This window comes from Desulfonauticus sp. (genome assembly GCF_055126295.1).
Genome location: NZ_JBSRHE010000007.1, coordinates 21,136 through 46,824 on the forward strand (window position 1 = coordinate 21,136; position 25,689 = coordinate 46,824).

Annotated in this window: 25 protein-coding genes, 1 tRNA gene and 1 riboswitch; of the genes, 8 read left to right on the top strand and 18 right to left on the bottom strand. The window is 39.4% G+C overall.

Annotated elements, in window-relative coordinates; all coding sequences use genetic code 11:
- The 4 genes from ACTCIM_RS05905 to ACTCIM_RS05920 are packed head-to-tail and all read right to left on the bottom strand — an operon-like array spanning position 1 to position 4,176.
- Positions 1-981 carry a TIGR00341 family protein gene (locus tag ACTCIM_RS05905; protein WP_472314430.1) on the bottom strand — a complete coding sequence of 327 codons (981 nt, stop codon included), beginning with the start codon at positions 979-981 and terminating at the stop codon, positions 1-3.
- A gap of 11 nt (positions 982-992) precedes the next feature.
- Positions 993-2,222: a molybdopterin molybdotransferase MoeA gene (locus ACTCIM_RS05910; RefSeq protein WP_464279022.1), complete on the bottom strand. Its 1,230-nt coding sequence runs from the start codon at positions 2,220-2,222 to the stop codon at positions 993-995.
- The gene (locus ACTCIM_RS05915; RefSeq protein WP_464279021.1) at positions 2,223-2,975 is read right to left on the bottom strand and encodes a class I fructose-bisphosphate aldolase; all 753 of its coding nucleotides are present in this window, start codon (positions 2,973-2,975) and stop codon (positions 2,223-2,225) included. It abuts the gene before it with no gap.
- A gap of 10 nt (positions 2,976-2,985) precedes the next feature.
- Entirely contained in the window at positions 2,986-4,176 is a 1,191-nt protein-coding gene (locus tag ACTCIM_RS05920) for an NOL1/NOP2/SUN domain family protein (RefSeq protein ID WP_472314432.1), read from the bottom strand.
- A gap of 89 nt (positions 4,177-4,265) precedes the next feature.
- Between ACTCIM_RS05920 and ACTCIM_RS05925 the strand changes: the two genes are divergently transcribed.
- Complete coding sequence (locus ACTCIM_RS05925; RefSeq protein ID WP_464279018.1) at positions 4,266-5,867, top strand: FG-GAP-like repeat-containing protein; 1,602 nt, start codon at positions 4,266-4,268, stop codon at positions 5,865-5,867.
- A gap of 30 nt (positions 5,868-5,897) precedes the next feature.
- A complete protein-coding gene (locus ACTCIM_RS05930; RefSeq protein ID WP_464279017.1) occupies positions 5,898-6,764 on the top strand; it encodes an RluA family pseudouridine synthase in 867 nt (288 codons plus the stop codon).
- Here the strand turns inward: ACTCIM_RS05930 and ACTCIM_RS05935 are convergent.
- The 12 genes from ACTCIM_RS05935 to ACTCIM_RS05990 all read right to left on the bottom strand — a co-directional run bounded on the left by ACTCIM_RS05935 (position 6,756) and on the right by ACTCIM_RS05990 (position 16,029).
- The gene (locus ACTCIM_RS05935) at positions 6,756-7,613 is read right to left on the bottom strand and encodes a sugar phosphate isomerase/epimerase family protein (protein ID WP_472314434.1); all 858 of its coding nucleotides are present in this window, start codon (positions 7,611-7,613) and stop codon (positions 6,756-6,758) included. The two genes, ACTCIM_RS05930 and ACTCIM_RS05935, sit on opposite strands and share 9 nt — an antisense overlap.
- On the bottom strand, positions 7,600-9,222 hold the full coding sequence (locus tag ACTCIM_RS05940; RefSeq protein ID WP_472314436.1) for a M99 family carboxypeptidase catalytic domain-containing protein: 1,623 nt from the start codon (positions 9,220-9,222) through the stop codon (positions 7,600-7,602). The genes ACTCIM_RS05935 and ACTCIM_RS05940 overlap by 14 nt, the downstream gene beginning before the upstream one ends.
- Positions 9,188-9,889, bottom strand: a complete 702-nt coding sequence (locus ACTCIM_RS05945) for a hypothetical protein (protein WP_464279014.1) — start codon at positions 9,887-9,889, stop codon at positions 9,188-9,190. Before ACTCIM_RS05945 ends, ACTCIM_RS05940 begins: the two co-directional genes overlap by 35 nt.
- The gene (locus ACTCIM_RS05950) at positions 9,886-10,509 is read right to left on the bottom strand and encodes a L,D-transpeptidase Cds6 family protein (protein WP_472314531.1); all 624 of its coding nucleotides are present in this window, start codon (positions 10,507-10,509) and stop codon (positions 9,886-9,888) included. Before ACTCIM_RS05950 ends, ACTCIM_RS05945 begins: the two co-directional genes overlap by 4 nt.
- Positions 10,437-11,180 (bottom strand): L,D-transpeptidase family protein, encoded by a 744-nt coding sequence (locus tag ACTCIM_RS05955; RefSeq protein ID WP_472314439.1) that lies wholly within the window; start codon positions 11,178-11,180, stop codon positions 10,437-10,439. The genes ACTCIM_RS05950 and ACTCIM_RS05955 overlap by 73 nt, the downstream gene beginning before the upstream one ends.
- Complete coding sequence (locus tag ACTCIM_RS05960; RefSeq protein ID WP_472314441.1) at positions 11,128-11,703, bottom strand: hypothetical protein; 576 nt, start codon at positions 11,701-11,703, stop codon at positions 11,128-11,130. The genes ACTCIM_RS05955 and ACTCIM_RS05960 overlap by 53 nt, the downstream gene beginning before the upstream one ends.
- Positions 11,696-12,262: an orotate phosphoribosyltransferase gene (pyrE, locus tag ACTCIM_RS05965; protein ID WP_472314444.1), complete on the bottom strand. Its 567-nt coding sequence runs from the start codon at positions 12,260-12,262 to the stop codon at positions 11,696-11,698. The genes ACTCIM_RS05960 and pyrE overlap by 8 nt, the downstream gene beginning before the upstream one ends.
- Positions 12,263-12,264: 2 nt before the next feature.
- Positions 12,265-13,560: an adenylosuccinate lyase gene (gene purB, locus ACTCIM_RS05970; RefSeq protein ID WP_472314446.1), complete on the bottom strand. Its 1,296-nt coding sequence runs from the start codon at positions 13,558-13,560 to the stop codon at positions 12,265-12,267.
- Positions 13,561-13,642: 82 nt separating this feature from the next.
- The gene (locus tag ACTCIM_RS05975; protein WP_029969843.1) at positions 13,643-13,930 is read right to left on the bottom strand and encodes an FmdB family zinc ribbon protein; all 288 of its coding nucleotides are present in this window, start codon (positions 13,928-13,930) and stop codon (positions 13,643-13,645) included.
- Between the two features lie 65 nt (positions 13,931-13,995).
- Positions 13,996-14,118 (bottom strand): hypothetical protein, encoded by a 123-nt coding sequence (locus ACTCIM_RS05980; RefSeq protein WP_464279008.1) that lies wholly within the window; start codon positions 14,116-14,118, stop codon positions 13,996-13,998.
- Positions 14,119-14,278: 160 nt separating this feature from the next.
- A complete protein-coding gene (locus ACTCIM_RS05985; RefSeq protein WP_472314448.1) occupies positions 14,279-15,880 on the bottom strand; it encodes a sodium:solute symporter family protein in 1,602 nt (533 codons plus the stop codon).
- Complete coding sequence (locus ACTCIM_RS05990) at positions 15,880-16,029, bottom strand: symporter small accessory protein (protein ID WP_464279005.1); 150 nt, start codon at positions 16,027-16,029, stop codon at positions 15,880-15,882. The genes ACTCIM_RS05985 and ACTCIM_RS05990 overlap by 1 nt, the downstream gene beginning before the upstream one ends.
- Positions 16,030-16,414: 385 nt before the next feature.
- On the opposite strand from ACTCIM_RS05990, the gene ACTCIM_RS05995 reads away from it, so the two are divergent.
- The 6 genes from ACTCIM_RS05995 (at position 16,415) to ACTCIM_RS06020 (ending at position 22,650) form a co-directional block, all read left to right on the top strand.
- Positions 16,415-16,490 (top strand) — tRNA-Phe (locus ACTCIM_RS05995).
- A gap of 674 nt (positions 16,491-17,164) precedes the next feature.
- A complete protein-coding gene (locus tag ACTCIM_RS06000; RefSeq protein WP_472314451.1) occupies positions 17,165-19,186 on the top strand; it encodes a methyltransferase domain-containing protein in 2,022 nt (673 codons plus the stop codon).
- A complete protein-coding gene (locus ACTCIM_RS06005; protein ID WP_472314452.1) occupies positions 19,187-19,840 on the top strand; it encodes a TVP38/TMEM64 family protein in 654 nt (217 codons plus the stop codon).
- Positions 19,841-19,842: 2 nt separating this feature from the next.
- The gene (locus ACTCIM_RS06010; protein WP_472314454.1) at positions 19,843-21,372 is read left to right on the top strand and encodes a mercuric reductase; all 1,530 of its coding nucleotides are present in this window, start codon (positions 19,843-19,845) and stop codon (positions 21,370-21,372) included.
- Complete coding sequence (locus ACTCIM_RS06015; RefSeq protein ID WP_472314456.1) at positions 21,369-22,403, top strand: TIGR04282 family arsenosugar biosynthesis glycosyltransferase; 1,035 nt, start codon at positions 21,369-21,371, stop codon at positions 22,401-22,403. The genes ACTCIM_RS06010 and ACTCIM_RS06015 overlap by 4 nt, the downstream gene beginning before the upstream one ends.
- 19 nt (positions 22,404-22,422) lie before the next feature.
- Positions 22,423-22,650 carry a glycosyltransferase family protein gene (locus tag ACTCIM_RS06020; RefSeq protein WP_464279000.1) on the top strand — a complete coding sequence of 76 codons (228 nt, stop codon included), beginning with the start codon at positions 22,423-22,425 and terminating at the stop codon, positions 22,648-22,650.
- 97 nt (positions 22,651-22,747) lie between these two features.
- Here the strand turns inward: ACTCIM_RS06020 and ACTCIM_RS06025 are convergent, their stop codons facing one another.
- Positions 22,748-24,796: a ribonucleoside triphosphate reductase gene (locus ACTCIM_RS06025; protein WP_472314458.1), complete on the bottom strand. Its 2,049-nt coding sequence runs from the start codon at positions 24,794-24,796 to the stop codon at positions 22,748-22,750.
- Positions 24,781-25,416 (bottom strand): anaerobic ribonucleoside-triphosphate reductase activating protein, encoded by a 636-nt coding sequence (locus ACTCIM_RS06030; RefSeq protein ID WP_472314460.1) that lies wholly within the window; start codon positions 25,414-25,416, stop codon positions 24,781-24,783. The genes ACTCIM_RS06025 and ACTCIM_RS06030 overlap by 16 nt, the downstream gene beginning before the upstream one ends.
- A 61-nt stretch (positions 25,417-25,477) precedes the next feature.
- Positions 25,478-25,665, bottom strand: a riboswitch (cobalamin riboswitch).
- Positions 25,666-25,689: the final 24 nt, after the last annotated feature.

Consider the following 25,689-nt stretch of genomic DNA (forward strand, 5'->3'; position numbering starts at 1 on the left):
TTACCACTTTCCCAGCCACCAAATTAAAATCAACAGGGATACCAGCCAGATAGAAAAAGCCAGATAGGTAGATTTTTTGGCCTTATTTTCCTCCCACCAGGTCCTAGGTTTTAACCCCTGTAAAAAGAAGGTACTTATGGCTGCTAGATTTATACAGTCCATATTGATTAAAAAAAGCAAAAGAGCCTTGCCAGCTTCCCTAAAAAGCCCCTGCCCCAGCAAAAGACCAGCTACTACCAGAGGAGGAAGTAAGGCCACTGCCACCATGACCCCTACCACTACGCTGGGGATCTCTGAACTAAAGGCCAAAGTGCCTGCAATACCAGCACTAAGCCCCAGTAAAACATCCACAGAACTTACCTGTAATCTGGAAACCAGGGCAGGAGTAAAGGGCACCTCCAGAAAATAGCCCAAAACCAGGGACAATCCTAAAGTCAAAAACAAACCCAGAAGCAAGGTAATTCCTGACTTTTTTATCAACTTCAGGTCGCCAAGCACAGAGCCCAAAGCCAGTCCCATATTGGGGCCTAAAAAAGGGGCAATGACCATGGCTCCAATAATCACTGCAACTTCATTTCTAAAAATACCCACTACAGCCACTAAAGTAGCCAAAATTACCATCAACACATAAACCAGATTTAACCTGCTGGCCTTAAACACATCTGCATAAAGCTCATCTCGACTCAAGCGCCCCAGTACCCCCTGCCAAAATCCCTTTTCCTTCTTATCTTCTCCTAAAGCAGGCAAACTGGCTTCTACTGGCAAGACCCAAGCCCGAAACTGTTCGTACATGGCAAAGTGAGAGGATAAAAGGTCCAAAACCTCTTCTACCTTTTCTCCCTTTACCACTATGCTTATGAGCCCAAAACTCTCATTGGTCTTGAGGGTATAGAGGTAAAAGATATCCTCAGGCCAAAGCACTTCTTTGGCTTTGCTCAGGGCTTCTAAAGGCAAGGAGACTTGCACCAGCCGTAAAGCCACTTACAACTCCCTTAAAAAAGCCATACTTCTACTTCCTGGCCGCTTAACAATCCTTCCAGGTTGTCTGCTATTGGCACCAGACCTTGAGCCAAAAGCAGGGTTTTTATCAATCCAGACTTGCCCAAAACAGGAGTTACTGTATTGGTCTCTGGATCAAACTTCACTCGAACAAAATCAAACCTGCCCTGTTTAGAGGCAATATTGCGGGTAAGTCTGGCTCTGGTTTTATAAGGCCAGGGATTGGCAAAAGCCCCTTCTTCTCCTGCCACAAAGCGCAAAAAGGGAAGGCCTAAAACCATTAAAACCACCTGGGCAGAAGTAACCTGACCGGGTAATCCCAGTACAAACTTGTCCTGCCACCTAACCATTAAGGTGGGTTTACCTGGGCTTAAGGCCAGACCATGAAAAAGGATTTCACTACCAGGAAAGTCTTTTAAGACCTCCAAAGTCAAATCCCTGGTACCTACAGAACTACCACCAGAAAGTAAGAGCACATCTACCTCTGCCAGGGCCTGTTTAATCGCCTCTTTTAACTTTTCTTTATCGTCTGGCACAAAGTTATAGGTCCTGGCGAAAAATCCATACTTGGTTAAAAGGGCCTTAAGGGTATAGGTGTTTACATCCCTTACCTGTCCAGGTTCAGGTTTTTTACTCACTTCCACCAGTTCATCTCCAGTAGAAAGGATGCCTATTGAAGGCATAGAAAAGACCTTGACCCTGGCATAGCCCAGGGTAGCCAGGGCCCCTATCTGTCTAAAGTCCAGAGGAGTCCCACTTTTAAAAACAACTTCTCCCTGTTTAAAATCCTCTCCAGCTAAAAGGACATTTTCACCAGGAAAAACCGCCTTTCTCACTTCTACCAGTTCTGCGCTTAGCCTTTCACTGTGCTCTACCATGAGCACACTATCTGCACCTGAAGGTAAAATCCCTCCAGTCACAATACTGGCACACTCGCCACTGCTAAGGGAAAAGTCCGCTGGTTTGTCGATTAAAATCTCTCCCTTAAAATGCAAATAAGCAGGATTGGTTTCACTGGCGCCAAAGGTATCTTCTGCCCTTAAAGCATACCCATCCATGCTAGAACGAGCAGCCAAGGGCCAATCTTCCCGGGCTATTATTTCCTGCGCCAGGATTCTATTGGAAGCCTTGGCAAGCTCAACTTCCTCTACCTTTCTTTTTATCTTTTGTTTTTGTAAAAGCTCATAACTTTCCTTTAAACTTAAGACCTTAAAAAACTCCATTTATTTTACTCCCAGAAGTTTGGCCAGTTTATTTAGCGCTTCCAGGGGATTTTTGTGCTGAAAAACATTTCTGCCCACACTGAGCCCAGCTATACCTGTATCTAAAGCCTCTTTGACCATGTTCAAAAATTCAGCAAAGGACCTTTTCTTGAGTCCACCAGCTATAAGTACTGGCACTGGAGAAGCTTCTACAGCCTTTTTAAAGCTTTCCTTATGCCCGGAATAGGGTACTTTAATCAAATCTGCCCCCAATTCTGCTCCCAAACGAATACAATGGGCAACCAAAGAAGGGTCATATTCATTGATTATCTGCCCACCTCTGGCATAAACCATGGCCAGTACCGGAATACCCAGTTGATGGGCTTCATCTACCACCATGCCTAAGTCCTGTAGCATTTTATCTTCTAAATCATTGCCAATGTTTACATGCACAGAAACAGCATCTGCACCCAGACGCAGGGCCTCAGCCACAGAGCAAACCAGGGTCTTATTATAAGGGGGAAGGCCGTGCTTACTGCCAGCAGAAAGGTGGACTATCAACTTTAAATCCAAAGGCAAATATTCTCCCCACTCTTTGGCAATCCCCTTATGCACAATCACGCCGCTAAGGCCGCTTTGCTCCAGTTGGGGGAAAAATAAATCCAAGCGCTCCAGCCCAGGCAAAGGACCTTCACTTACCCCGTGGTCCAGGGGTAAAAACATCACCTTGCCTTTACTCAACAACTGTTTTCTTTTGCGAAAAACTCCCAGCATAGTTTCTCCTCTAACCTTGCCAAATAAGTCTATTGTTGTGTATTTTTAACCAGCCCAAAGGAAGGTCTTTATAAAAAAAGGGCAAATAACCCTTTCCCTTATATTTAAATTCTTCTCCCTGCAACAGACGCTTAAGCTTATCCACTTCTGTAAACACTATCCTCTCCCCCTGCCAGGCACTAAAGGCTCGAAAACGCGGGAAAGGAATAAAATTATTCTTTTTTACCTTTCCCACTTTAAATCCCTTAAACTGCAAATGCTTCAACCAGGGCAAAGCCAGGTGAGGTACAAAGTAAAGGTTTTCTCCAAACAAAAAACACTTACCCCTAGCTTCTATTTCCACTTCAGACAGGGCAAAAGCAGAGTAGTTCTGTTTTTCTGAACCTGGAAAAATTTCTTCTTTTTCACCTTTTTTCTGAAGAAGGGCAAGGAAAAAACCCTGTTGTTCTCCTGGCAACATTTCAATAGCCAGAGTCCCGGGATAACCCCCTTCTTTTAAACCTGCAAAAGTAAAATCCAGTTCAGGAGTTTTTACTTCCAAATCCAGGTTTTCCACGGCAAAGGCCACCTGTTCTTCATTTTCCTGCACATTGGTAGTACAGGTAGAATAAAGCAAATAACCACCAGGTAAAAGAAGCTCTGCTGCCCTGGCTAAAAGTTTTTTTTGCAAGTTTATTAAGGAAGTAACTCTATCTTCTTTCCAAATCTTTTTTACTTTAGGATTCTTTTCTTCTGTGCCCCAACCACTACAGGGCACATCTAAAAGAAGGTACTGAAACTGTAGTTTTATAGGAAACTTTTCTCCAGCATAGGCAGAAGTTATTACATTTAAATGATTACAACGCCCCAAGTTTTGGCTAAGGGTAAACAACCTACTCTTATTGGGTTCATTGGCCACGACCAGACCTTCTGAACCCACTAAAAGTGCCAGCAAGCCTGTTTTACTTCCTGGGCTGGCGCAAAGGTCCAAAACCCTTGCTCCCCGGGGAGGATTTAAAACCAAAGGAGGCAAAAAAGAAGCCTTGTCCTGCAAATAGATAAGGCCAAAAAAATTGGCCAAAGAACTACCCAGGGCAAAGGGTTCTTTTACTGCTCCAAAAACAGGAAAAGTAAACCCTTCCTGGATTTTAAAGCCTTCTGCTTCTAACAACTCCAGAGTGTAAGTGGCATACTTAGAAGAAGTTAAACGAAAATAGCGCAAAAGTTAGACCTCTTTTCTAAAAAATAAAAAGTTTACTTATGAACTTAAAAAGCTTATGTCAAAAGGCAACTACGCTCAAAGGGGGCTTTATGTTGAAAAAAATTTTCCTTTTGCTTTTACTTTTCTTTTCTCTTACTTCTGGAGCTTACGCTCAAGAAGAAAAGAGTTTCTTGGTCTTACCCTTTGAAATTGCAGGCCCTAAAGAATATCAATATCTAGCTAAAGGCGCTAAAACCATGCTCACCACCAGGCTTACCTGGCCTGGTCATTTTGTGGCTAAAGAAACAGATAACTCCTATCCCTTTCCCCAAAACCAGGCTGAAGCTTTAAAAATTTTAGCCCAAGAAGAGGTAAACTATCTCATTTTAGGCAGCATCACCATTCTGGGAGATAAGTGTAGCCTGGATGTAAAAGCCATAAGTAAGGATAAATCCTTTCCTCAAAGTGTGCAGACTTCTCTGGACAACCTTATTCCCAGTCTGGAAAAGGTGGCCCAAAAAATCAACCAGGAAGTCTTTGCCCGCAAAGAGCAGGTAAAAACTGAAGAACAGACTAAAGTCCCTGTAAACAGCGACTTCATCTATAATGAAACCAGTTCAGAAACCTCCTTTTACCTCAACCCCAATTTTAAACACCTGGGAGGGCTTAAGCAACTCCATCGCTGGCGCAGTCAAAGTCTTAACTTTGTAGCCAGGGGCATGGTAGCCGGGGATGTGGATAATGATGGCCAGGTGGAAATTGTCTTAATGGAAAAAAACAAAGTGCATATTTTCCATAAAAAAGACACCTATCTAGTACCTCTTGCTACCTATGAAGCTCCCCTTAGTTTTGAACTGCTAAACATCAACCTGGCTGACCTCAATCGGGATGGCTATGCTGAAATCATCATTTCAGCCACCCAGGACAAATTTGTCCGCTCCTTTATGCTCAACTTTAAAGATAAAAAATTGCAAATAGTAAAAGAACGCATTCCCTACTTACTCAATATTGTCCGCATGCCTCCTGCTTACCAGCCTACTCTGGTTGGACAAAAATTTGGTCTGGTCCGTTTATTTGAACCAGACAGTGTGTACGAACTGGTACAAATGCAGGGAGAATTTCAAGCAGCCAGAAAGGTCAAACTGCCGCCCTTTGCTGACGTCTTTAACTTTACCTATCTACCTCAGGGAAGTGACTACAAACTTATTGTCAACCATGACGACCATCTTTATACCTATTCTTCCACCAATGCCCTTCAGGCCAAAACAGAGGAAATCTACGCTGCCACCAGTATTGGCTTTTCCTACTATGAGACCAGTCCAGGCCTGGGTAAACCCAAGGCTTCTGATGTAGAGCCCTACAGGTATTTTATTTCAGGAAGATTGGTTCCTACCAATCTGGATGGAGATGACAAGTTTGAGCTTATTGTCAGCCGTCCCATTTCTGTTTCAGCCCAATTTTTCTCCAATTATCGCACCTTTCCTCAAGGAGAAATTCACTGTTTATTCTGGGATGGCATTGGCTTAAATCTACTTTGGAAAACTCGAGTAATTAAGGGCACCATTGTGGATTATGGCCTTTATGACTTAGATAACAATGGACAACCCGAGCTAGTGGTCTGTATCAACACCTATCCCGGAGCAACAGGTCTGAGTCAAATTAAGACCATTATCTTAAGTTATCCTTTGCAAACTAGCTCTACCCAAAAATAAAAGGGGGAAATCTTCCCCCTTTTGAGTCTTATGACCGTCAAAAAAGAGGTACAAACTCTCATTGTTCCTCCTGCCTGTGCCCAGCAAAAACTAATCTCTTTTCTCAAACAAAAAACCAAAGGTGAAATTCCCTATTCAGCTTTGATGCGCCTTATCCGCCGTGGAGAAGTACGTGTAAATAAGAGGAGAAGTAAACCCTTTTATCGCTTACAAGCAGGCGATGAAGTACGCATACCTCCCTATTATGCCAGTCAAAAGGAAACTGCTCCTCCCTTTTCTTTGCATATAGTTTTTGAGGATAAAAACTTATTAGTTCTGGAAAAACCAGCAGGATTGGCCCTACACAAAGGAAGTAAAACGCCCTGCTCCCTCCAGGAGATGCTCTTAAACCACTTTGCAGATAAAGACTTTGTCCCTACTCCTGTTCACCGACTGGATAAAGAGACTTCTGGCCTTCTCTTATTGGCCAAAAACTTTGCTACCCTTACTTCTCTGCAGAAAAACTGGTCCCAGGTAGAAAAGAGATATCTGGCCTGGGTAAAAGGAGAAATAAAAAAAGAAACAATCCTTGAAGATTATCTATTAAAAACTCCCCATAAAATAGTTTTCTCCCCGCAGGGGAAAAAAGCCATCTCCAGGGTAAAACCCCTTTTGTTCTTGAAATCAAAGCAGATTACTTTGCTGGAGATAAAAATTTTAACTGGCAGGACCAGACAAATAAGAGCTCAACTGGGATTAAGAAATCACCCCCTCTTAGGGGACAAAAAATTTAAGGAGTTTACTACCCCTTTTCTGGCTCTCCACGCCTACTACTTAAAACTACCTTCCAAGGCCTTATACTCTTATCCTTCCTGGCCCAAACCCTACTGGCAAGAAAGGTTTAAAAAGTTAATCTAAACTGGTTTCAGCCATATAACGCTTAAAGTTAGTCTCCTTAACCCCCAAATAGCTAAACCAGCGTCTATGCTGATCAATAAAATGCAAGGAAGCAAAAAAGTCTTCCTGAGTGTGCGGCTCTAAGGTAAAACTAGGCTTTAACTCCAGAAGCTCCAGACCAGCAAAAAGTTCACTAAAGGGAATTTCTCCTTCCCCCAAGCCTAAGTGTTTATCCTCTAGACCATCATTGTCATGAAGATGTAAATGCCTGAGGTAAGGGGCAAGATTTTGTAACCACTGGCTAAGGTTTTCCTTTTCCTTGCCCTTTCCAAAGGAAAACCAGTGCCCTACATCCAGACAAAAACCCAGGTTATCTACGGAAATATATTCCCAAAAATCCCGTAAAGGCTCTATTTCTTCTTCCCAGACATTTTCCAGAAACAGGGGAAACTCTCCCCCAATATGCCTGCTTATCTCCTCCCAGGTCTCTACAGAGTTTTCCAGCCATTCTTTATAAAAATCATCATAATCTACAGAAAAATAACCCACATGGGCTATGGCATGTACAGGCTGATAATAAAAAGCCACTTCCACAGCTTTTTTTAACCTTTCCCTGCTGGCCTTTAAAATCATGGGGTCCATACTTCCAGGCCGCAAATCCAAAAAGGGAAAGTGCACAGCTACTTTTAAATCTTCAGCCTGAAAACATTGAGCCACTTCCTTGTGCCAGTTAATGGGAAATTCATCTAAACTCAAAAAATCCAAACCCAGCTCAGGCTGAACTCGCTTTTTTAAAAAATAAGAAAGGTAGTTTTTCTGGTCATAAATATAACGGACAGGGAGATTAACAAAAAAATTAAGGAGAGACATAAATATCCTCTTCTCTTACTATTTGGAAGGTATAGTTATCCCGAAAACACAAATGATGTTTTCCAGCATCTAAAGGCAAAACATCTCCACTATAGTAAGGAAGAGGATATTTATCAAGAATTAAAATAACATCTTTTTCTGGATTAGTTTTCAATATATACTTTCCTGAAGGAATTTTTTTATCCAGTTTATAAATAGTATTGTTATCAATCTTGAGCAAAAATATATCTTTTAATTTCCTTTTTTCTACCTTTACTGTCCACTTTAAACTATTTTGAAATTTATCTTCTCGCACAATTTGAAACTTCCAGCCATCAGAACTTTCCTTTAAATATCGGGGAATAAAAGCTCCTCTAGTTAAATAAACATTTTCATCCACATCCTGGCCTTCATTTTTACGTACATTTAAACCAACATATCCCTTAATGTTAATAACTGCTTCTTTGTTTGGCCACAAACCATAAACAATAAAACTCTGTCCCTCTTTTGCTAAAATAGTCTCTCCAGGTAAAGCAAAGTGAATTTTTCCATCTAGAGCATAAACCAGAATATTTGCTTGAATAAAATTAACCTTAGAAGTAGAAAAGGAAAACTCTTTTATCCGTTTGCCATCAAGCACTAACCAAGCCTTTCTACTTTCTCCTGGGAAAAGAACAATTTCCTGGTTTCTAAAATCATACTCCACTCCATCCACAACCACCCCACTCTTAGCCAGACCCTGGTAAGTATGAGCTATCTGAAAAGAATATCTACTTTTTTCTATCCTTTGGACCTCTACATCCACATTATACCAGGTTTTAACCAGAGAAGAAACATCCAGACCACTTACATCTATTTCCACTCCCATTTCTTTAGCTAATTTTTTTACTACTAAAAGCATATGTTGGACTTTCCAGGCAAGGTCCTTGATATTTTTACTCACCTCTACAGCAAACGCTGGTTTTTGATATTTTTTTAAGACATTATAGGTTAAAGACTTCTTTTGTTCTGGATAAAGGGTGTTGCTGGAAAAGGTGTTCATATTAAAAAGAGAAAAGGCATAGTCTGGGGGATGTAATTGATTGTTTACTGTGCTTAAAACATTTTCAGCCAGACTAGCCAGGTATAAACGCTGATAGGTAGAAGTATCTATAATAATCGATTGCCCATATCTTCTGGGATTTCTTTCTATATTGATATAAGTAGGAGAATAAAAACCGCTTCCTTCGTGTAAGTGAATAAGACCATCACTTATGCTGGATAGATAGGAAATAGCTTTAGCCAGGGTATCTTCATAATACTGATGATAATCCTTATCAAATCTTCTATTCAAATCTACATTAATCTGCCTTTTGTACAAGAGTAAAGAGGGCCAATTGGCTCTGGGAACAATAATTAAATTACCTTTTTTTACCTTAGCCAGAGTAAGAATTTGTGCACAAACTACCCCACTGGGCTCATCTCCCTGGATACCACCCTGAACCATCACTGTTGGACCAGGCAGTTCTCCTTGTAAATAATAAACATCTAAAGGGAAAAAAGTAGGACTAAAGTAAGTTTTTGTTAAAGCCCAAAGACAATCAGAAGTCCAAAGACTAAATAAGAATACTATCCAAAAGATATGTCTCACAGAATACTACTTTTTGATTATTGTCTTTTACTGTTAACCTGAAAGCAAAGAGTTCCTCTTCCTTTAAGTAGTTAGGTAAAGGAAAACTGACTTCAACTCTTTTAAAACGAATAATCACGAATTTTAAGTCTTCGTCTCGAATGGAAAGAGGATAAACTTCTCCACTTCTGGTAATGGCATCAATAAACACTTCTCCCCTAGACTCTTTCTCTGCTTCTAGATTGTTTAATTCAAAAATAAGAACATATCTGTCTTTTCTTTTTAAACATTGAACATTATCTATTTTTACTATATTTAAGTCAACAATTTTAAATACACTCTTTAAGTCTATAGACTTCTTTTCTTTATTTTCAGATATTCCAGCTATTATTTCTTGTAAATAGTTTTCATCATATTTATCTAATATTTTTTTTACGTTATTCAATCTTTTTAGTTCAAATTGAGATTGGCTTAAACTAAAAGTACATTCTTCCAAGGCTTTTAAATTCTTTTTATTTTTTTCTGATATATTTAACAAAAAATAAGGAGAAATAAAAAAATATAGAAACACAATAACTAAAACAGTAACTACACTATTTATATGCCACTTTTTTACTCTAAATGTGGTAATAGACTTGTCATCTCTAAGGACTATAATATTGTAAGATATATTTTTCTTTAATTTCATTTAATCTTTTTCCAATCTTCTTGCCAAATCTTAAACTCTAATCCAGAAGGAACTAAAATTATTTTTTTTACTCCTCTATCTTTATAACCTTTAAGACTCTCATATTCTTGAATTCCAGAAACCTTAAACCCCCTGGGATGCAAAGTTACTTCTAGATTCCCCAGATAAACTCTTTTCGGAGCATCACTTTGCCAAAGTGTTTGCTTATGCTCATATATTTTTTTACGTCCTATTAAGTTTCCTTGTTTAGCTTGAGGATCGTAAAAAGCAATATAACTCTCAAGATCTCCCTTCTGCCAACTTTGCACCCATCGAACAAGCCAGTTCAATATTTCTCCTCGCCTGGTTTGCAAATATTCTTCTTCAAGTTCTTTAGAAGGCAGACTTCTCCATTCTTCCCCTGAAATTTTCCACTCCTGTCCTTGTTTTTGCCAATAAAGTCTTTTTATACCTGTTGAAGTCAGATTGGGAGAACGGAAATATTGCTTAAAATAGGTAACCTTGTAATCAGGCCCAGAAACCACTTTGATATCTCGTAAATATACATCTATCCAGGGATAGGTCGCAAATAGTCTCTCTTTTTGGCGCTGAAAAGATTTAAAAGACTTTTTCCCTTCAATATAAGCAACTGGAGCATAAAAGGAAAAAAGTCTTTACTTTTCAATCTCCAATTTTTAGCCCAGGCTTCTATTTTTTTAACCAAAGTTTGAGCTTCCTGGTCTTTTTCTGGGCCAGGAGCCCAGGAAAAGTTTTTAGTAATAATTACTGGGGTCTGAGCAAAAACTATATGTTTTTCTACTAAAGGAATATCCTTTAAATTAACCGCTACACAACCCTGGGTATTGAAAGCCTGAATTTCCTGTCCCCTACCATGAATCCAGATTCCATGCCCTGTTTTCCCCTTTAAACGATCAATAGGGTTAGGATAATTTAAAGTAAAGGCTACCCCTCCATAAAGAAAATAATCCAAATTTTGAGTCAGTTTACTTTCTAAAAAATATACGCCTTCTGGAGTCTTTTTATCCCCTTCTCTAAGTTTATCGCCTCTAACTTGTCCTGTAGTACAAGGTAAATGCCAGACCTCTTGAAGAGGACTTTGATTGGAAAAGAGAAAAAGGTTCTGAGTATCCTTATTGACCACAAAAAAAAGAGAGGGAAGGAACTTATTGCCTTTTAGAGAGGGAGACCAGCTAGCCTCAGCCATAAGAGGTGCTAAGGCCAGAAAAAAAAAGATTAGGCTACCAAGTAAATAGAGCTTGTCCTTGTGGGCCTGCCAGGACCAATTGTTCAAAATGCTCTTCCTTTTTCTCAAATTTAACTTCATAAAGATTTTGCCAGGGCTCACTTAAAGGATAAAAAATCTCTATTTTTGCTCTTGGCCATTCTAGGGGCCTAATCTCCAGAGGATAAGTTTTTACTCCCTTTTGTACTAAAAACAAACTCCACAAAGAAGAAGGTAATTTCAACCTGTCCACATCCTCAAGAGAAGAGGAAAGACCCACAACAAAAGAAAAAAAATCTCTATTTTCTGCCAGCAAGCGCTCGGTAAAAGCTTCTTTTTCGGCTGAAGACAGCAAATAAGTCTTGCCCCAAAATTCTGAGAAACCTTCCAGCCATTCTGCACTCTTATAAAGGACCATTACCTGGGTACTACCATCTAACCCCAGATAAAATACCTTTTCTTTGGTCCACTTTTTACTCAACTGATAATAATTACTCTCTTCCTTGGGCCACAGAACCTGAGGGATTTTCTCCTTACTACACCCGCCCAAGAACAAAAGAAAAACCAGACAAAAACTAATTTTTCTAAGCATTGACCAATTCCAAAAGTTTACTTCGGGTAAAAATAGCTGTTAAGCTATAACCTGCCTGGGACAAGGCTTCCTGTCCACCTTCTTCCCTATCCAAAACACAAAAGATGTGTTTTACTTTAAGACCTGCCTCCTGGACCCGCTTGCAGGCAGTAAGCACAGAGCCACCTGTAGTTACCACATCTTCCAGAAGGGCCACTTCATCCCCGACTTGAAAGTTAGCCAGCCCTTCTAAGTATTGATTGGTGCCATGCCCTTTGGCTTTTTTGCGCACAATAAACGCTGGCAGGGGCCATTTTTCCACATAAGACAGTACACTGACTCCACTTACCAAAGGATCTGCTCCCAGGGTCATGCCACCTATACCTTTTATCTGAGGACAATGCTCTTTTAACAGGTGTAAAAAAATCTTGCTAATCAAGTAGCCACCTTCGGGGTGCAGGGCAGTCTGTTTACAATCAAAATAATAATCGCTTTCTTTGCCAGATGTCAAAACAAACTTGCCTTCTTTATAGGATTTTACATAAAGTAATTTGGCCAAAGCTATCTTTAATTCTTCCACCTTTATCCCTCAAATACTCGCTTAAAAATTAAATCCACGTGCCTGGCGTAATACTGAGGATCAAAGAGTTTATCCAGTTCTTTTTCCCCTAAAATTTCTACTATCTTTTTGCTATTGCGCACCTTATCCTCAAAAGGCACCTTTTCTTCCCAGCAAGCAAGTGCCTCTTTTTGTACCAGTTCATAAGCTTCCTGCCTTTTTAACCCCTTATCTATCAAAGCCAAAAGCACACGCTGGGAATAAAAAAGACCAAAGGAGGCCATTAAATTCCTGGCAATATTTTCCTCGTTTATCCTTAAATTGCTAAGTACACCTTTTAACCTGCCCAGCATATAGTGAATAAGAATGGTGGAATCAGGCATAATCACCCGCTCCACAGAAGAATGACTGATATCCCGCTCATGCCAGAGAGCCATGTTTTCCATGGAAGCCAGGGAGTTGGTCCGAACCAATCTGGCCAGGCCACTTAAATTTTCTGCTGAAATGGGATTTTTCTTGTGGGGCATGGCTGAAGAACCTTTCTGGCCTTTACTAAAACCTTCTTCTACCTCCAGCACTTCAGTCCTCTGCAGATGCCTAAGCTCCACGCATAGCCGCTCAATACCTCCAGCCATAAGCGCCAAGGTGGTGAAATAATGAGCATAGCGGTCTCGCTGAATTATCTGGGTGGAAATGGGGTCCACCCTTAAACCCAAAAGCTCACAGGTAATGGCCTCTACCTCCGGGGTCAGGTGGGCATAGGTGCCTACAGCTCCAGAAATCTTGCCCACGCGGATATTTTCTAAAGCAGCCAGCCATCTTTTTTGATGCCTTTTAAACTCTGCATAAAATCCAGCAAATTTTAACCCAAAGGTGGTGGGCTCAGCATGCACCCCATGGGTTCTACCCATGGCCAAAAGATTTTTATACTTAAAAGATAGTTCCTTTAAAACCTCTAAAAGCTCTTCTAAGGCCTGAGCAATAAGCTTTCCAGCGCGGTAAAGGAGCAAGCTATTGGCTGTATCCACAATATCCGAAGAGGTACAACCCAGATGAATAAACCTAGAAGCAGGTCCTACCTTTTCTTCTACAGCAGTTAAAAAGGCTATCACATCATGCTTGGTCTTTTCTTCAATTGCCAAAATTCTCTCTAAATCAAAGTCTGCCTTTGTTCTTATCTCCTCCATCTCCTGCACAGGAATCACTCCCAGCCTGTGCCAGGCCTCGCAAACAGCTATTTCCACTTCCAGCCAGGTTCTAAATTTATTTTCTAACGTCCAGATTTTTCCCATTTCTGGACGAGTATACCGATCTATCATTGCTGCTTTTCTCCCCTTTCTCCAGATTTAACCAGTTGAAAAAATAAAAAAGGCAGCTAAAACTAGCTGCCTATTAAATGCCTCATCCCTTGTTGCTGCCACCAGATGAAGTACTACATCCACTGCTCGTGCTAGAGGTACTAGTTTTAGAGGCAGAAGAACTAGTTGAGGTCCTGCTACCATTGGAAGAGCCCCGACTATAATCAGTTACATACCAGCCAGACCCCTTTAAAATAAAAGAAGTATTGGAGATAAGCCGCTTACTTACCCCATTACACACAGGACAACTAAGTTCTTTTTCTTCATAATTACTCTGCCACTCTTCAAAAACTTGCCCGCACTGTTGACATTGATACTCATAAATAGGCATGTTCGCACCTCCAGCAATAATCTTGCAGCAACAAATAAAACCGGAATCAGAACTGTCAAGTTAGATTATTTTTTACCTTTTTTGGCAGCCTCAATGGCTTCTTTAATTCTCTGTTTTAATCTCTTTTCTCTTCTTTTTCTTCTCCTATCCAGTTCCTTTCTACGCTCAATTTTTTTATGTCTAGCCATAAATTCCTCCTTTCGATTTCCCTCAAAGTTCAAACTATTATTTATAACTCAAAACAGCACTCTTGTCCAGCGGTGAGCCTGAAGGAATTCTGGCTAGATACAACTCCATCCTGGCCTGATTCATCTAGAAAAAATATTATAAAATATTAAAACTCAGTTTTTAAAAATACTTAAAGGCCAATTGCGTCCTCTCTAAGTCACTTTTAGAAAACAAACTAAAAACTATGGCTAAAATAAGGGATACAGGCAAAGCCACCACATTGGGATCTACCCATTGCAAAAGCCAGAGCCAGGAGCCCTTAGGAGCAAGGGAAACCAAAGTGTCTTGGCCAGTTAAAAATTTGCATAGCCCAATGGCTTGAGCTTCCTTTAGGTGAATAAACAAAAGCCAGAACATGGAACTACAAAAACCTCCCACCAAAGATACTTTGGCTGCCACAGGAGTCATTTTTTTCCAGTAAAGGCCAAGAAAGTAAATGGGTAAAAAAGAAGCTGCACAAAGCCCAAAAAAGAAGGCGGTCGCCCTGGCAATGATGGAGCCCGGGAGTATCCAGGCCCAAACAAGGGCTGCAAATACAGTTATAAAAACTCCCAGTTGACTACTTTTAAAGGTAAAAGTGCCTTTTTTTCTCCAGCTATCTATACAGTCCCGCCCCAGAGAAGTTCCTCCCACATGATATTGGGAAGAAAGAGTGGACATGGCCGCAGCAAACATGGCAATCAGGAAAAGCCCAGAAAACCAGGAAGGCATAACCTTTTCAACATAAAGAGGAATTATTTTATCCATATTGCCTTTAGCCATCACAATGGAGATTTTGCCAAACTCTTTAAAAAATACTGCATTGGAAAGGGCTCCTACGGTAAAAGCTACTCCAGTCATAAGCAGGATAAAAATACCTCCCACCAGAACAGCTCGATTGAGTTCCCGATCAGAGGGGACAGTCATATAGCGTAAAGCCAGCTGGGGTTGAGCCAGAACTCCAATACCTACTCCATAGATAATGGTGGTATAAATAACCAGCCAGAGAGGGCTTCCCACCTTTGCCCCTTGGGTCCAGCCCAGCAAGCCTCCGGCCTTTAATTTTGCAGGAACCAAATGGGCCATATCTGTTAGGGTTTGATGAGCAGTTATAATCCCACCCAGTTTAGAGTAGGTAAAGACAATTAAAAAGAGCATCATTGCCGCCATAATACATCCCTGAAAGGCATCCGTATACATAACGGCCTTTAAGCCACCAGTGACTACATATCCTGCCACCAAAAGGGTAACTATGAGTAACCACGCTTCATAACTTATTCCCAATGCAGCAAAAGAAACCTCTAACATCCTACAAATACCAATTAAAACCGCAGCAGCATAAAGAGGAATAAAAAGAAAAATAATCAATCCTGAAAAGTTTTGAATAAACCTGGAGCCATACCTTTTTCCTAGAAATTCCGGAAAGGTATGGGCATCCAAGGCCAGCCCCATCAATCGGGTTCTTTTACCAAAAAAGACCATGGCCACAAAAATACCCACAAAAATATTTAAAAAAGTAAGCCAGAGCAAAGGAAAGCCAAAAAGAGCAGCTGCTCCGCCAAAACCAATAATAGCAGAAGTAGAAATAAAAGTAGCTCCGTAAGAAAGGGCCATGATAAAGGCATTCATTTCTCTGCCAGCCAAGAGATAGTCCTGGCTACTTTTGGTCTGCTTATAACCTCTATACCCTAAAAACAGTACTACGCCCAGATAGCCCAAAATTGCTAAGATTTTGTAAGTCATTACTTCTCCTCCTTGGAAACCAGAATGGTCTGCTCAACAGTTTTTCCCTTATCATTCCAGTGCAAGATTCCATATCCCACACAAAAGGCGGACGCAGCCAAACAAAGTAAATAAGCTAGAGCCATCTCTACACTTCCCATACCCAACATAAAAAACACCTCCCCTTTTATTTAAAAAGTCAAAAAAAAAGGCCGCTAGGTTTTTCCTGCGGCCTTTTTTACCCTCACGCTTCTTTTGGGGTAAACCTATCCCCCTTTTCTGGCCGCAGGCTTTAAGCGACCAAAAAAGAAAAATATAAAACTAAAAAAGAAGAAAAATAGGTTTTTAAACATAATGCACTATTACCCCAAAATTTAAGCTCAACTAAAAACCCAAAACTCCAGAACCTTCCAGCTTAATTCGTTAAAAGGACAAAAAACAAAGATTAGAGATTTGAAACTTTCTTTGAAAAAATAAAAAAATAAAAAACACCAAAACCCTTAAAAAAAACTTGCCAAAAGAAAAAAAGTTCTATAGGAAGTATTCCTCGCTGGTGCCGAGGTAGCTCAGTCGGTAGAGCAGGGGACTGAAAATCCCCGTGTCGGCAGTTCGATTCTGTCCCTCGGCACCATTTTTTTGAACCTCAAAGGATTGCAAACTCTAGTTGCAATCCTTTTTTTATTTAAAACTTTCTCCTAAATAACACCCATAAAAAATAGGCTATAACCCCAAAAGATCTCTTAAGTTATCGCTAAAATTACAAACAAGTCTCACCTGGTAACTATTTAAGATTATTAGTATATTCACATTAGTCACAGAACCATCAACTGTTTTTGCTAAAAACAAACCCCATCCTGACAATCAGACATCATTCTAACTATATAAGCACAAAAAATATCTTTACAGTTAAAAACCTTAGCTCTTCCAGCAAACAAAAAAATATCCATAAATAAGATATGGAATGTTTCTATTTTTTTTGTCAAAACCTGTTGACAACTAAATAATATTTTTACATTTTTTCCATAAAGGAAAATTCAAATCAAAAGAAACCCTGAATTTAGTAAGGTTAAGCATTCTATAATAACATCTATAGCTAAATCTTATAACTAGAATTAAAATTTAACTTTTTTACTTTATAAATATGTTTCTATTTTTCTTTATTTTAGCACCAACTATTGCTGTAAAAATATATTTTTTATTTTTCTTTACTTATTTTGTTCTGGCAAAAGGATAATTTTTATAAGTAAATTGTAAAAGTTAAATAAAAAACTAAATAAACACACAACCTCATGTCAGGGAGAAAATATGAAAAAACTTTCAAAATCTGTTAATTCTATAAAAGAGTATAGCTGGAACTTTACTAAAAGTGGTGAAATTAGAGCATATGTAAAGCCAGCTAAATTAAAAGAGCTCTGGTTTCATACAGGTACAATTTGTAATCTTAAGTGTCCTTTTTGTTTTGAAGGCTCATCTCCCAGAAACAATCGAATAGAACAATTAGCCCTTGCTGATATTAAACCCTTTGTGCAGGAAGCAATAGAGCTTAATGTAGAAAAGTTTGCTTTCACTGGTGGAGAGCCCTTTGTTAATCAAGAGTTTGGGGCAATACTTGATTATGCGCTGGAGTTCAGGGATTGCTTGGTTTTAACCAATGCTACAGAGCCTCTACTTAACAATTTAGACCAGATAAAATCCCTTGCCCGTAAGCCCAACCAGCTTAGTTTTAGAGTAAGTCTTGATTCCTATGAAGAATCCCTTCATGATAAGAATAGAGGTAAAGGCAAATTTAAGCTCTCAACCTGGTTAATAAAAAAACTACATGAAATGGGCTTTAAAGTATCTGTTGCCTGTCAGGCCCACTTAAACAAAACTTCCAAGTCAATAAGTGAAAATTTCCGTGAACTTTTTAAGCAAATAGGCCTGCCTGAGCAAACAGAAGTTGTAACTTTTGTGGATTTAAAGCGTCCCCATGCGAACCTTAAGGTACCGGAAATAACCAAAAATCAATTTTACTCTACTAAAACCAGAGAAGAAATAGAAAGCCTCATGTGTAGCTACAGTAAAATGATTTTAAAAAAGAAGGGAAAAGTAAGTGTATATGCTTGCACTCTGGTGGATGATGACGAGGAGTATGCTTTGGGAAGTTCACTTCAGGAAACAATGCAGGCAAAAGTAGCTCTTAAGCACCATAGATGTTTTATCTGTTATTCTGATGGTATTTCTTGTAGCGAAATTATCAATAAGTCAGATAAAATAACAAATAAAAAAAGCATCCTTATTCAAAAAGAATCTGTTGATAGAGATGATATAAAAAAATATTATGGTAAAGTTTTAAAAACCAAAAGGGATTTAAAAACATCTGCCTGCTGCTCTACTGAAGATGTTCCAGATTATGTAAAAAGTATACTTCTGGAGATTGAAGAAGAGATTCTAGATAAATTTTATGGTTGCGGCTCTCCTATTCCTCTAGCTGTGGAAGGATGTACAGCGATAGACCTTGGTTGTGGAACAGGAAGAGATGCCTATATTTTATCAAAGCTTGTAGGTGAGTCAGGTAAAGTACTTGGTATTGATATGACAGATGAACAACTTGAGATAGCTCAAAAACACATAGACATAATGACCAAAAAATTTGGTTTTGAAAAACCTAATATTGAATTTAAAAAAGGTTATATTGAAGAACTTGATAAGCTGGGGATAAAAGACAACTCTGTAGATGTAATAATATCCAATTGCGTGGTAAACCTCTCTTTTGACAAATTAAGGCTCTTAAAGGAAATTTTTAGAGTGTTAAAGCCAGGTGGAGAGCTTTATTTTTCTGATGTATTTGCCTCCAGAAGAATACCTGTAGAATTAAAAAACAACCCTGTACTTATAAGTGAATGTATTGCAGGAGCTTTTTATATTGAAGATTTTAGAAGAGAAGTTACAAAACTTGGATATCCTGATCTCAGGATTGTCTCTTCCAGAGAGATAGAAATAACCAATCCAGAAATAAAGCAAAAAATTGGAAGGGTAAAACTCTACTCCCAAACTCTAAGGGTATTTAAACTCAATGACCTGGAAGATAGATGTGAAGATTACGGACAAATCGCCATTTATCTTGGCACCATACCCCAGGAGCCCCACTTCTTTAAACTAGATGCCAATCATCTCTTTGAAAAAGGCAAACCAGTGCCTGTTTGTGGCAATACAGCATCAATATTATCTCAGACAAGATATGCAAAACATTTTAAAGTGATTGGAGACCGTTCGCATCATTATGGATTGTTTGACTGTGCTAAAAAACAGGATAGTGATAACTTTAAAAGTACTTGTGGATGTTAAATGAAAAGATATATTAAACCCCTTTTAGCTATTTTAATTATCTTATCCCTTGTATTTGCTGGTAAAGCACTTGGACTTGGGAACAGACTGGGAGAGTTTAGAGAATGGGTTGCCTCAAAAGGAGCCCTGGGCCCCATTATTTTTATGGGTGTTTATGCTATAGCAACTGTAATGGCAATACCAGGTTCAGCATTAACAATAATGGCTGGAGCTATTTTTGGCTCAGTTGTAGGTGTAATAACAGTTATATTTGGAGCAACCATTGGAGCTTCCTTATGTTTTTTAATCTCAAGATATCTTGCCAGAGACTTTATTGCATCGCTTTTGGAAAAGAACGGAAGATTTAAAAAGCTAGACGATATGACCGAAAAGAATGGCGCCATAATAGTTGCCATTACAAGACTTGTACCCCTCTTCCCTTTTAACCTGCTCAATTATGGTTTTGGACTCACCAAAGTTCCTTTTATAACTTATGTATTATGGTCTTTTATCTGCATGTTGCCAGGAACAATACTTTATGTGGTTGGAACTGATGCTGTTACTACCTCTATCCAGGAAGGCAAGGTACCCTGGGTGCTCATACTTATTGTTTTGTTAATATTTATAATTCTATTTTTTGTAGTTAAAAGAGCAAGAAAAAAGATTAAGGAATAATTATGTCTAGATTAAGTTTATCTCCAAAGGATATTTATAACCAAAAACTTCTAAGCAATGTGCATCCAGAAGATTGGCTTAACCCTGAACCTGAGCCAATTTACAACCTTGTTGTCATTGGTGCAGGTACAGCTGGTCTAATAAGTGCCATTATCACTGCCTCTCTTGGAGGAAAGGTTGCTCTTATTGAAAAGGACCTGATGGGTGGAGACTGTCTTAATGTGGGCTGCGTACCCTCCAAGAGCATTATTAAGTCTTCCAGAATAGCCCACACATTAAAAAATGCCTGGCTGTATGGTTTTGAAAGCCAGCAGGTGACAAAGTCAGCTTTTCCTAAAGTGATGGAAAGGATGAGAAGGATAAGAGCTAATCTCAGCCATAATGATTCTGTAAAAAGGTATTCTCAACTCGGTGTAGATGTGTTTTTAGGAGAAGGGTGCTTTGTTGGGGATAATGCAGTCCAAGTGGATGGAAAAGTCTTAAAATTCAAAAAAGCTGTCCTTGCCACTGGAGCAAGGGCTGTTGTCCCTGATATCCCTGGATTAAAAGAAAGTGGTTATTTAACAAACGAAACTATCTTTAACCTAGAAAAGCTTCCTGAACATATTCTTGTCATTGGTAGCGGTCCTATTGGATGTGAGCTTTCCCAAGCTCTTAGCAGGTTGGGCGCCAGAGTAACAATGGTAAAAAAATATTCAAGGGTTTTACCAAGAGAAGATATCGAAGCAGCAGAACTAGTAGAAGGTGTCTTAAAAAAAGATGGTATTGAAATGTTAAGTGAGTCAAAAGTGGTTGAAGTAAAAAAAATAAAAAATGGCAAAAAAGTGGTCTCTGTCCAAAAGATTAAAGACAAGGAGAGGATAAACATAGAAACTGATGAAATCTTGGTAGCTACAGGAAGAGCTCCCAATGTAGAAGGCCTGAATCTAGATGTAGTAGGGGTAGAATACGATTTAAGAAAGGGAATAAAGGTTAATGACTTTCTTCAAACCACCAATAAAAACATCTATGCTGCAGGTGATTGTTGTTTGAAGTGGAAGTTTACCCATGCAGCAGAAGCAACAGCTCAGATTGTGGTTCAAAATGCCCTTTTTAAGGGAAGAAAACGCTTGAGTTCTCTTGTCATACCCTGGTGTACTTATACTGACCCTGAAGTGGCACATGTGGGAATGTATGAAGAAGAGGCCAAAAGCAAAGGTTTGGCTGTGGAATATTTTAAATTTGACCTGCATGAAAATGATCGTGCACAAACTGAAAGTGAAACCCTTGGCTTTGTAAAAGTAATGGTTAAAAAAGGAACAGACAAAATCCTGGGAGCAACTATCGTAGCAGCACACGCAGGTGAAATGATAAATGAACTTACTATCGCTATGACCTATAACCTGGGGCTTAGGAAACTTGCAAAGGTAATACATCCCTACCCAACTCAAAGTGAAGCCATAAAACGGATGGCAAGTCTTTACCAGAAAAGCAGACTCACCCCGCTGGTAGCAAAGATTTTAAAGTGGTGGCTTAAGTTTCAAAGAAGATGAGCTTCTCTGCTGAAAACCACAAAAACCTTATTATAATTTTTACTCGCTATCCTGTTCCTGGAAAAACAAAAACACGCCTAATTACCAAGCTGGGCCCTGCAGGTGCAGCCAATCTACAAAGAGTGATGACTTCCTTTGTAGTTTCTCAGGTAAAAAAAACAAACCTACCTTTTAAAATCAAGTACACTGGCGGGACAAAAAGGGAAATGCAGGAGTGGCTGGGAGAAGATATTGTATATTCTAAACAGGGTAAGGGAGACCTGGGTGAAAAAATAAAACAGGCCTTTGCCGAAGGTTTTAAAGAAGGATTTACAAACATTGTCTTAATAGGAAGTGATTGTCCCAACTTGCGAGCCAAATTGCTTAAAAAAGCCTTTAAACTGCTTGCTAAATACAACTGTGTAATTGGGCCTGCTAAAGACGGTGGTTATTATTTGCTTGGATTAAACCAACCTATTCCGGAACTATTTGAAAACATAGACTGGGGAACCGGAAAAGTACTAAAACAAACCCTAGCTAAAGTTAAAAACTACAAACTTCTGCAAACTTTAAGCGATGTAGATAAATTTGAAGATATACCTAAAAAAATCTCTGTAATTATCCCCACCTTAAATGAAGAAAAAAATATTGCCTGCCTTTTAAATCAGCTAAAAAATGGATTTAATGTGGAACCTGTTATTGTAGATGGAGGTAGCAAAGACAATACCCTAAGCATTGTAAGGCAAATGAAGTGTAAAGTTGTTGTTAGCCCCTCTGGCAGAGCCAAGCAGATGAATAAAGGAGCAGCAATAGCAAGTGGCGATATACTCTTTTTTGCCCATGCTGATTCTATCTTACCTGACAACTGGGATATCTGCATTCGGGAAACTATAGAAAAAAAACAACCCCTGCTTGGTTTTTTTAAGTTTAAAATAGCCGAAAACATTAAAGGAAAAGCACTTATTGAATTTGGCACAAATATCAGAGCCAACCTGCTAAAAAAGCCATATGGCGATCAGGGTTTTTTCCTTAAAAGAGATGATTTTTTTTAAACTGGGATGCTTTCCTGAGGTGCCAATCCTGGAAGACTTACTTTTTGTAAAAAAAGCTAAAAGCAGAGGTAAAATAGCCTGTGCAGATGAATATCTCTTAACATCAGGCAGAAGGTGGAAAAAATATGGAGTATGGAAAACCACCTACTTAAATCAATGCGTACTTTTAGCAGCTTTCTTAGGCTATGACCTTAAACAAATAAGAAAGGCTTACCTATCAGGCAAAAATCCTCTTTTTAACCTGTAGGATAAGCTAATAAATTTTTTATAAGCACAACACAAAAAATTTATACTCCAGCCCAGCCTCTCTTAATCAAATAATCAAAAGTTATCAGCTTTTATCTCTAGCTTACAAGTTCAAATTGTTTACGCAAAGTATATTCTGCCTGTTTTCCCTTATTCCACAGTTGAACAGGCCTATAATATCCCACCACTCTGGTATAAACTTCTGCCTCCTGTCCACATTTTGGACAGGTAAAATGCTCCCCTTCCAGATATCCATCCTGCTTGCATACAGAAAAGGTAGGAGTAATGGATAGATAAGGCAATTTAGTATTGGAAAGGGATTTAACAATAAACTTTCTTAAACTTTCTTTATCGTAAACAGCCTCGCCCAAATAAACATGAAAAACAGTGCCACCTGTATAAAGAGGTTGTAATTTATCCTGATGCTCTAAAGCTCTAAAGATATCAGTGGTATAATCAACTGGTAAATTGGTGGAATTGGTATAGTAAGGAACACCATTACCAGAAGTATAAATATTGGCATAAAGAGACTTATCTATTTTAGCCAATCTAAAACTAGTGCCTTCAGCAGGAGTAGCCTCCAGGTTATATAGATTTCCAGTTTCTTCTTGGAATTTTCTGGTAAGTTCTTGCAGATGTTTTAATACTCTTTGCATCAGATTTACGCCTTCTTCGGTTTCAATACCTTTGCCTAAAAGATTCATGCAGGCCTCGTGACCTCCCACCAGCCCAATGGTACTAAAGTGATTTTTATATCCCACCTTTAGATAACGCTTGGTAAAGGGAAACATGCCCTTTTCTAAGTTGTCTGCAATAAGTTTGCGTTTAAATTCCAAAGAATCCTTGGCCAATTCAGCATACTCGCTAATCAAATGCAAAAAGTCTTCTTCATTCTGGGCAAGATAAGCCAGTTTAGGCAAGTTCAGGGTCACAACCCCAATGGAGCCAGTCAAATCTCCTGCCCCAAAAAGCCCACCTGTTCTTTTGCGGAGTTCTCTTAAGTCCATCTGTAAGCGACAACACATGGAGCGCACATCCTCTGGTTTTAGGTCTGAGTTAATAAAATTCTGAAAATAAGGCGCCCCATATTTTCCGGTAAGTTTTAAAATCAATTCCCCCACTTCACTTTCCCAGGGAAAATCTCTGGTCACATTATAAGTGGGAATGGGAAAACTAAAAATTCTGCCGTGATAGTCTCCCTCCAGCATCACCTCTAAAAAGGCCCTGTTTATCCATTCCATTTCCTTTTCAAACTCAGCATAGGTCTTGTCCTGCAACTTGCCACCTATAATTACTGGTTCGCTGGCAATATGAGCAGGTGGAACCAGGTCAAAGGTCAAATTGGTAAAAGGAGATTGTCCTCCCCATCTGGAAGTGGTGTTTAAATTAAACACAAATTTTTGAATGGCCTGCTTTACTTCCTCATAGCTAAGTCCATCATAGGCAACAAAGGGAGCCAGATAGGTATCCACATTGTTAAAGGCCTGAGCCCCTGCCCACTCATTTTGCAAGGTACCCAAAAAATTAACCATTTGTCCCAGAGCAGAATCAAAGTGTCTGGCAGGGCCTGCTGAACACCTGCCTTCCAGGTTAAATCCTTCCAGGAGCAAGTCCCTTAAACTCCAACCAGCACAATAACCTGCCAAGCCAAAGGAAAGGTCATGAATATGAAAATAACCCAGGTTATGGGCTTCTCGAATTTCTTCAGGATATTTTTCCAGAGCGTATCTGGCCTGTACAGAGCCAGAAAGGTGCAGCATCAATCCCTGAAAAGAGTGAGACAGGTTGGCGTTTTCATTCACTCTCCAGTCTTTTTTTTCCAGATATTCATCTATGACCTGACACACATCCAGAAAACTCTTTTTTTGTTCCCTTATTTCTCTTCGTTTCTCTCGATATAAAATATATTTTTTAGCTACTTCATAGAGCCTGTTTTCCATTAAAACCAATTCCACCATATCCTGAACCTGTTCCTGGTCCACCACGGAAAATTCCTTGAGCTTGGCTTCTACCTTTAAGGCCAATCTTTTGGCCAAAAGAGGGTCTTTAATCTGATTGGCCTTTAAAGCTTTTAAAATGGCCTGGGCAATTCTATCTACAGACCAGGTTTCCAGTCTTCCGTCTCTTTTTTTTATCTGCTCTGGCATAATTTATTCCTCCCTTTGGGGTTTATGTACTCTTGTAAATGCAGGGTAAAATTTGGGGGTAAATATTCTCTGGTTAGTTCCATATCTTTCTCTGTTAACAAAGGCACCTTGGTTAAACGAAAATAAAATTTATGTGAATATTTTTGAGCTAACGCAAAGATAGAAGTAAAATTAGCTTCTACTTCTTCTACGCTTACCTTTTTACCTGTCAGGGCTGAATACTTTTCAAAAGGACCTTTTACATCTATGGCCAGTAAATCCACCAAGTCTAAAGCCAAAAGCTTCTCCAAAACCTGAGGTTTAAAACCATTGCTATCCACCTTTACCAGATACCCCAGGTTTTTTAACTCCCTACAAAGCTCTTCCAAATAAGGCAACAAAGTCACTTCCCCACCGGTTAAAACCACTCCCTCCAGCCACTTTTGGTCTTTTTTAAGTTTACTTACGACCTCTTCCCAGGCTAAAGCAGGTAAAAGGTGGCCTTCCTGGGCCAGTTGCCAGTTATGACAGGTAGGACAAGCAAAATTACAGCCAGAAAAAAATAAAACTGCACTGATTTTTCCAGGCCAATCAATTAAGCTAAAAGGCAAAAACCCCTTTAGCTCTGCCAGGTCACTCATGTTCAACCTTATAGTTTCAATATGTTTAACCAAGCTTTTCTCTAAATCCTCGTTTAGAGAAAAGTAAGACCATCTCCAGGCAGGTCTTCCGGCTCACCCCACAAGCTTGGCCTTCCCATCTCTACCTGTAGAGACAGTGGCTGGTAAACAAGCTTGCCTTTAGAGGGGCTCACGGCGGCGGGACCGCTCCTGATTTGCACAGGATTCCCTATTAAGCCTAAATTAGGCACCTGGAGCACCCGAGATTGGCTTTTCATAACTCAAATAAAAAAA

Excerpts from the sequence above, each read along its gene's own strand:
- ACTCIM_RS05910 (WP_464279022.1), bottom strand. The coding sequence starts at position 2,222 with ATGGAGTTTTTTAAGGTCTTAAGTTTAAAGGAAAGTTATGAGCTTTTA.
- ACTCIM_RS05915 (WP_464279021.1), bottom strand. The coding sequence starts at position 2,975 with ATGCTGGGAGTTTTTCGCAAAAGAAAACAGTTGTTGAGTAAAGGCAAG.
- ACTCIM_RS05925 (WP_464279018.1), top strand. The coding sequence starts at position 4,266 with ATGTTGAAAAAAATTTTCCTTTTGCTTTTACTTTTCTTTTCTCTTACT.
- ACTCIM_RS05930 (WP_464279017.1), top strand. The coding sequence starts at position 5,898 with ATGACCGTCAAAAAAGAGGTACAAACTCTCATTGTTCCTCCTGCCTGT.
- ACTCIM_RS05935 (WP_472314434.1), bottom strand. The coding sequence starts at position 7,613 with ATGTCTCTCCTTAATTTTTTTGTTAATCTCCCTGTCCGTTATATTTAT.
- ACTCIM_RS05945 (WP_464279014.1), bottom strand. The coding sequence starts at position 9,889 with ATGAAATTAAAGAAAAATATATCTTACAATATTATAGTCCTTAGAGAT.
- ACTCIM_RS05960 (WP_472314441.1), bottom strand. The coding sequence starts at position 11,703 with ATGCTTAGAAAAATTAGTTTTTGTCTGGTTTTTCTTTTGTTCTTGGGC.
- purB (WP_472314446.1), bottom strand. The coding sequence starts at position 13,560 with ATGATAGATCGGTATACTCGTCCAGAAATGGGAAAAATCTGGACGTTA.
- ACTCIM_RS05975 (WP_029969843.1), bottom strand. The coding sequence starts at position 13,930 with ATGCCTATTTATGAGTATCAATGTCAACAGTGCGGGCAAGTTTTTGAA.
- ACTCIM_RS05980 (WP_464279008.1), bottom strand. The coding sequence starts at position 14,118 with ATGGCTAGACATAAAAAAATTGAGCGTAGAAAGGAACTGGATAGGAGA.
- ACTCIM_RS05985 (WP_472314448.1), bottom strand. The coding sequence starts at position 15,880 with ATGACTTACAAAATCTTAGCAATTTTGGGCTATCTGGGCGTAGTACTG.
- ACTCIM_RS05990 (WP_464279005.1), bottom strand. The coding sequence starts at position 16,029 with ATGTTGGGTATGGGAAGTGTAGAGATGGCTCTAGCTTATTTACTTTGT.
- ACTCIM_RS06000 (WP_472314451.1), top strand. The coding sequence starts at position 17,165 with ATGAAAAAACTTTCAAAATCTGTTAATTCTATAAAAGAGTATAGCTGG.
- ACTCIM_RS06005 (WP_472314452.1), top strand. The coding sequence starts at position 19,187 with ATGAAAAGATATATTAAACCCCTTTTAGCTATTTTAATTATCTTATCC.
- ACTCIM_RS06010 (WP_472314454.1), top strand. The coding sequence starts at position 19,843 with ATGTCTAGATTAAGTTTATCTCCAAAGGATATTTATAACCAAAAACTT.
- ACTCIM_RS06015 (WP_472314456.1), top strand. The coding sequence starts at position 21,369 with ATGAGCTTCTCTGCTGAAAACCACAAAAACCTTATTATAATTTTTACT.
- ACTCIM_RS06025 (WP_472314458.1), bottom strand. The coding sequence starts at position 24,796 with ATGCCAGAGCAGATAAAAAAAAGAGACGGAAGACTGGAAACCTGGTCT.
- ACTCIM_RS06030 (WP_472314460.1), bottom strand. The coding sequence starts at position 25,416 with ATGAGTGACCTGGCAGAGCTAAAGGGGTTTTTGCCTTTTAGCTTAATT.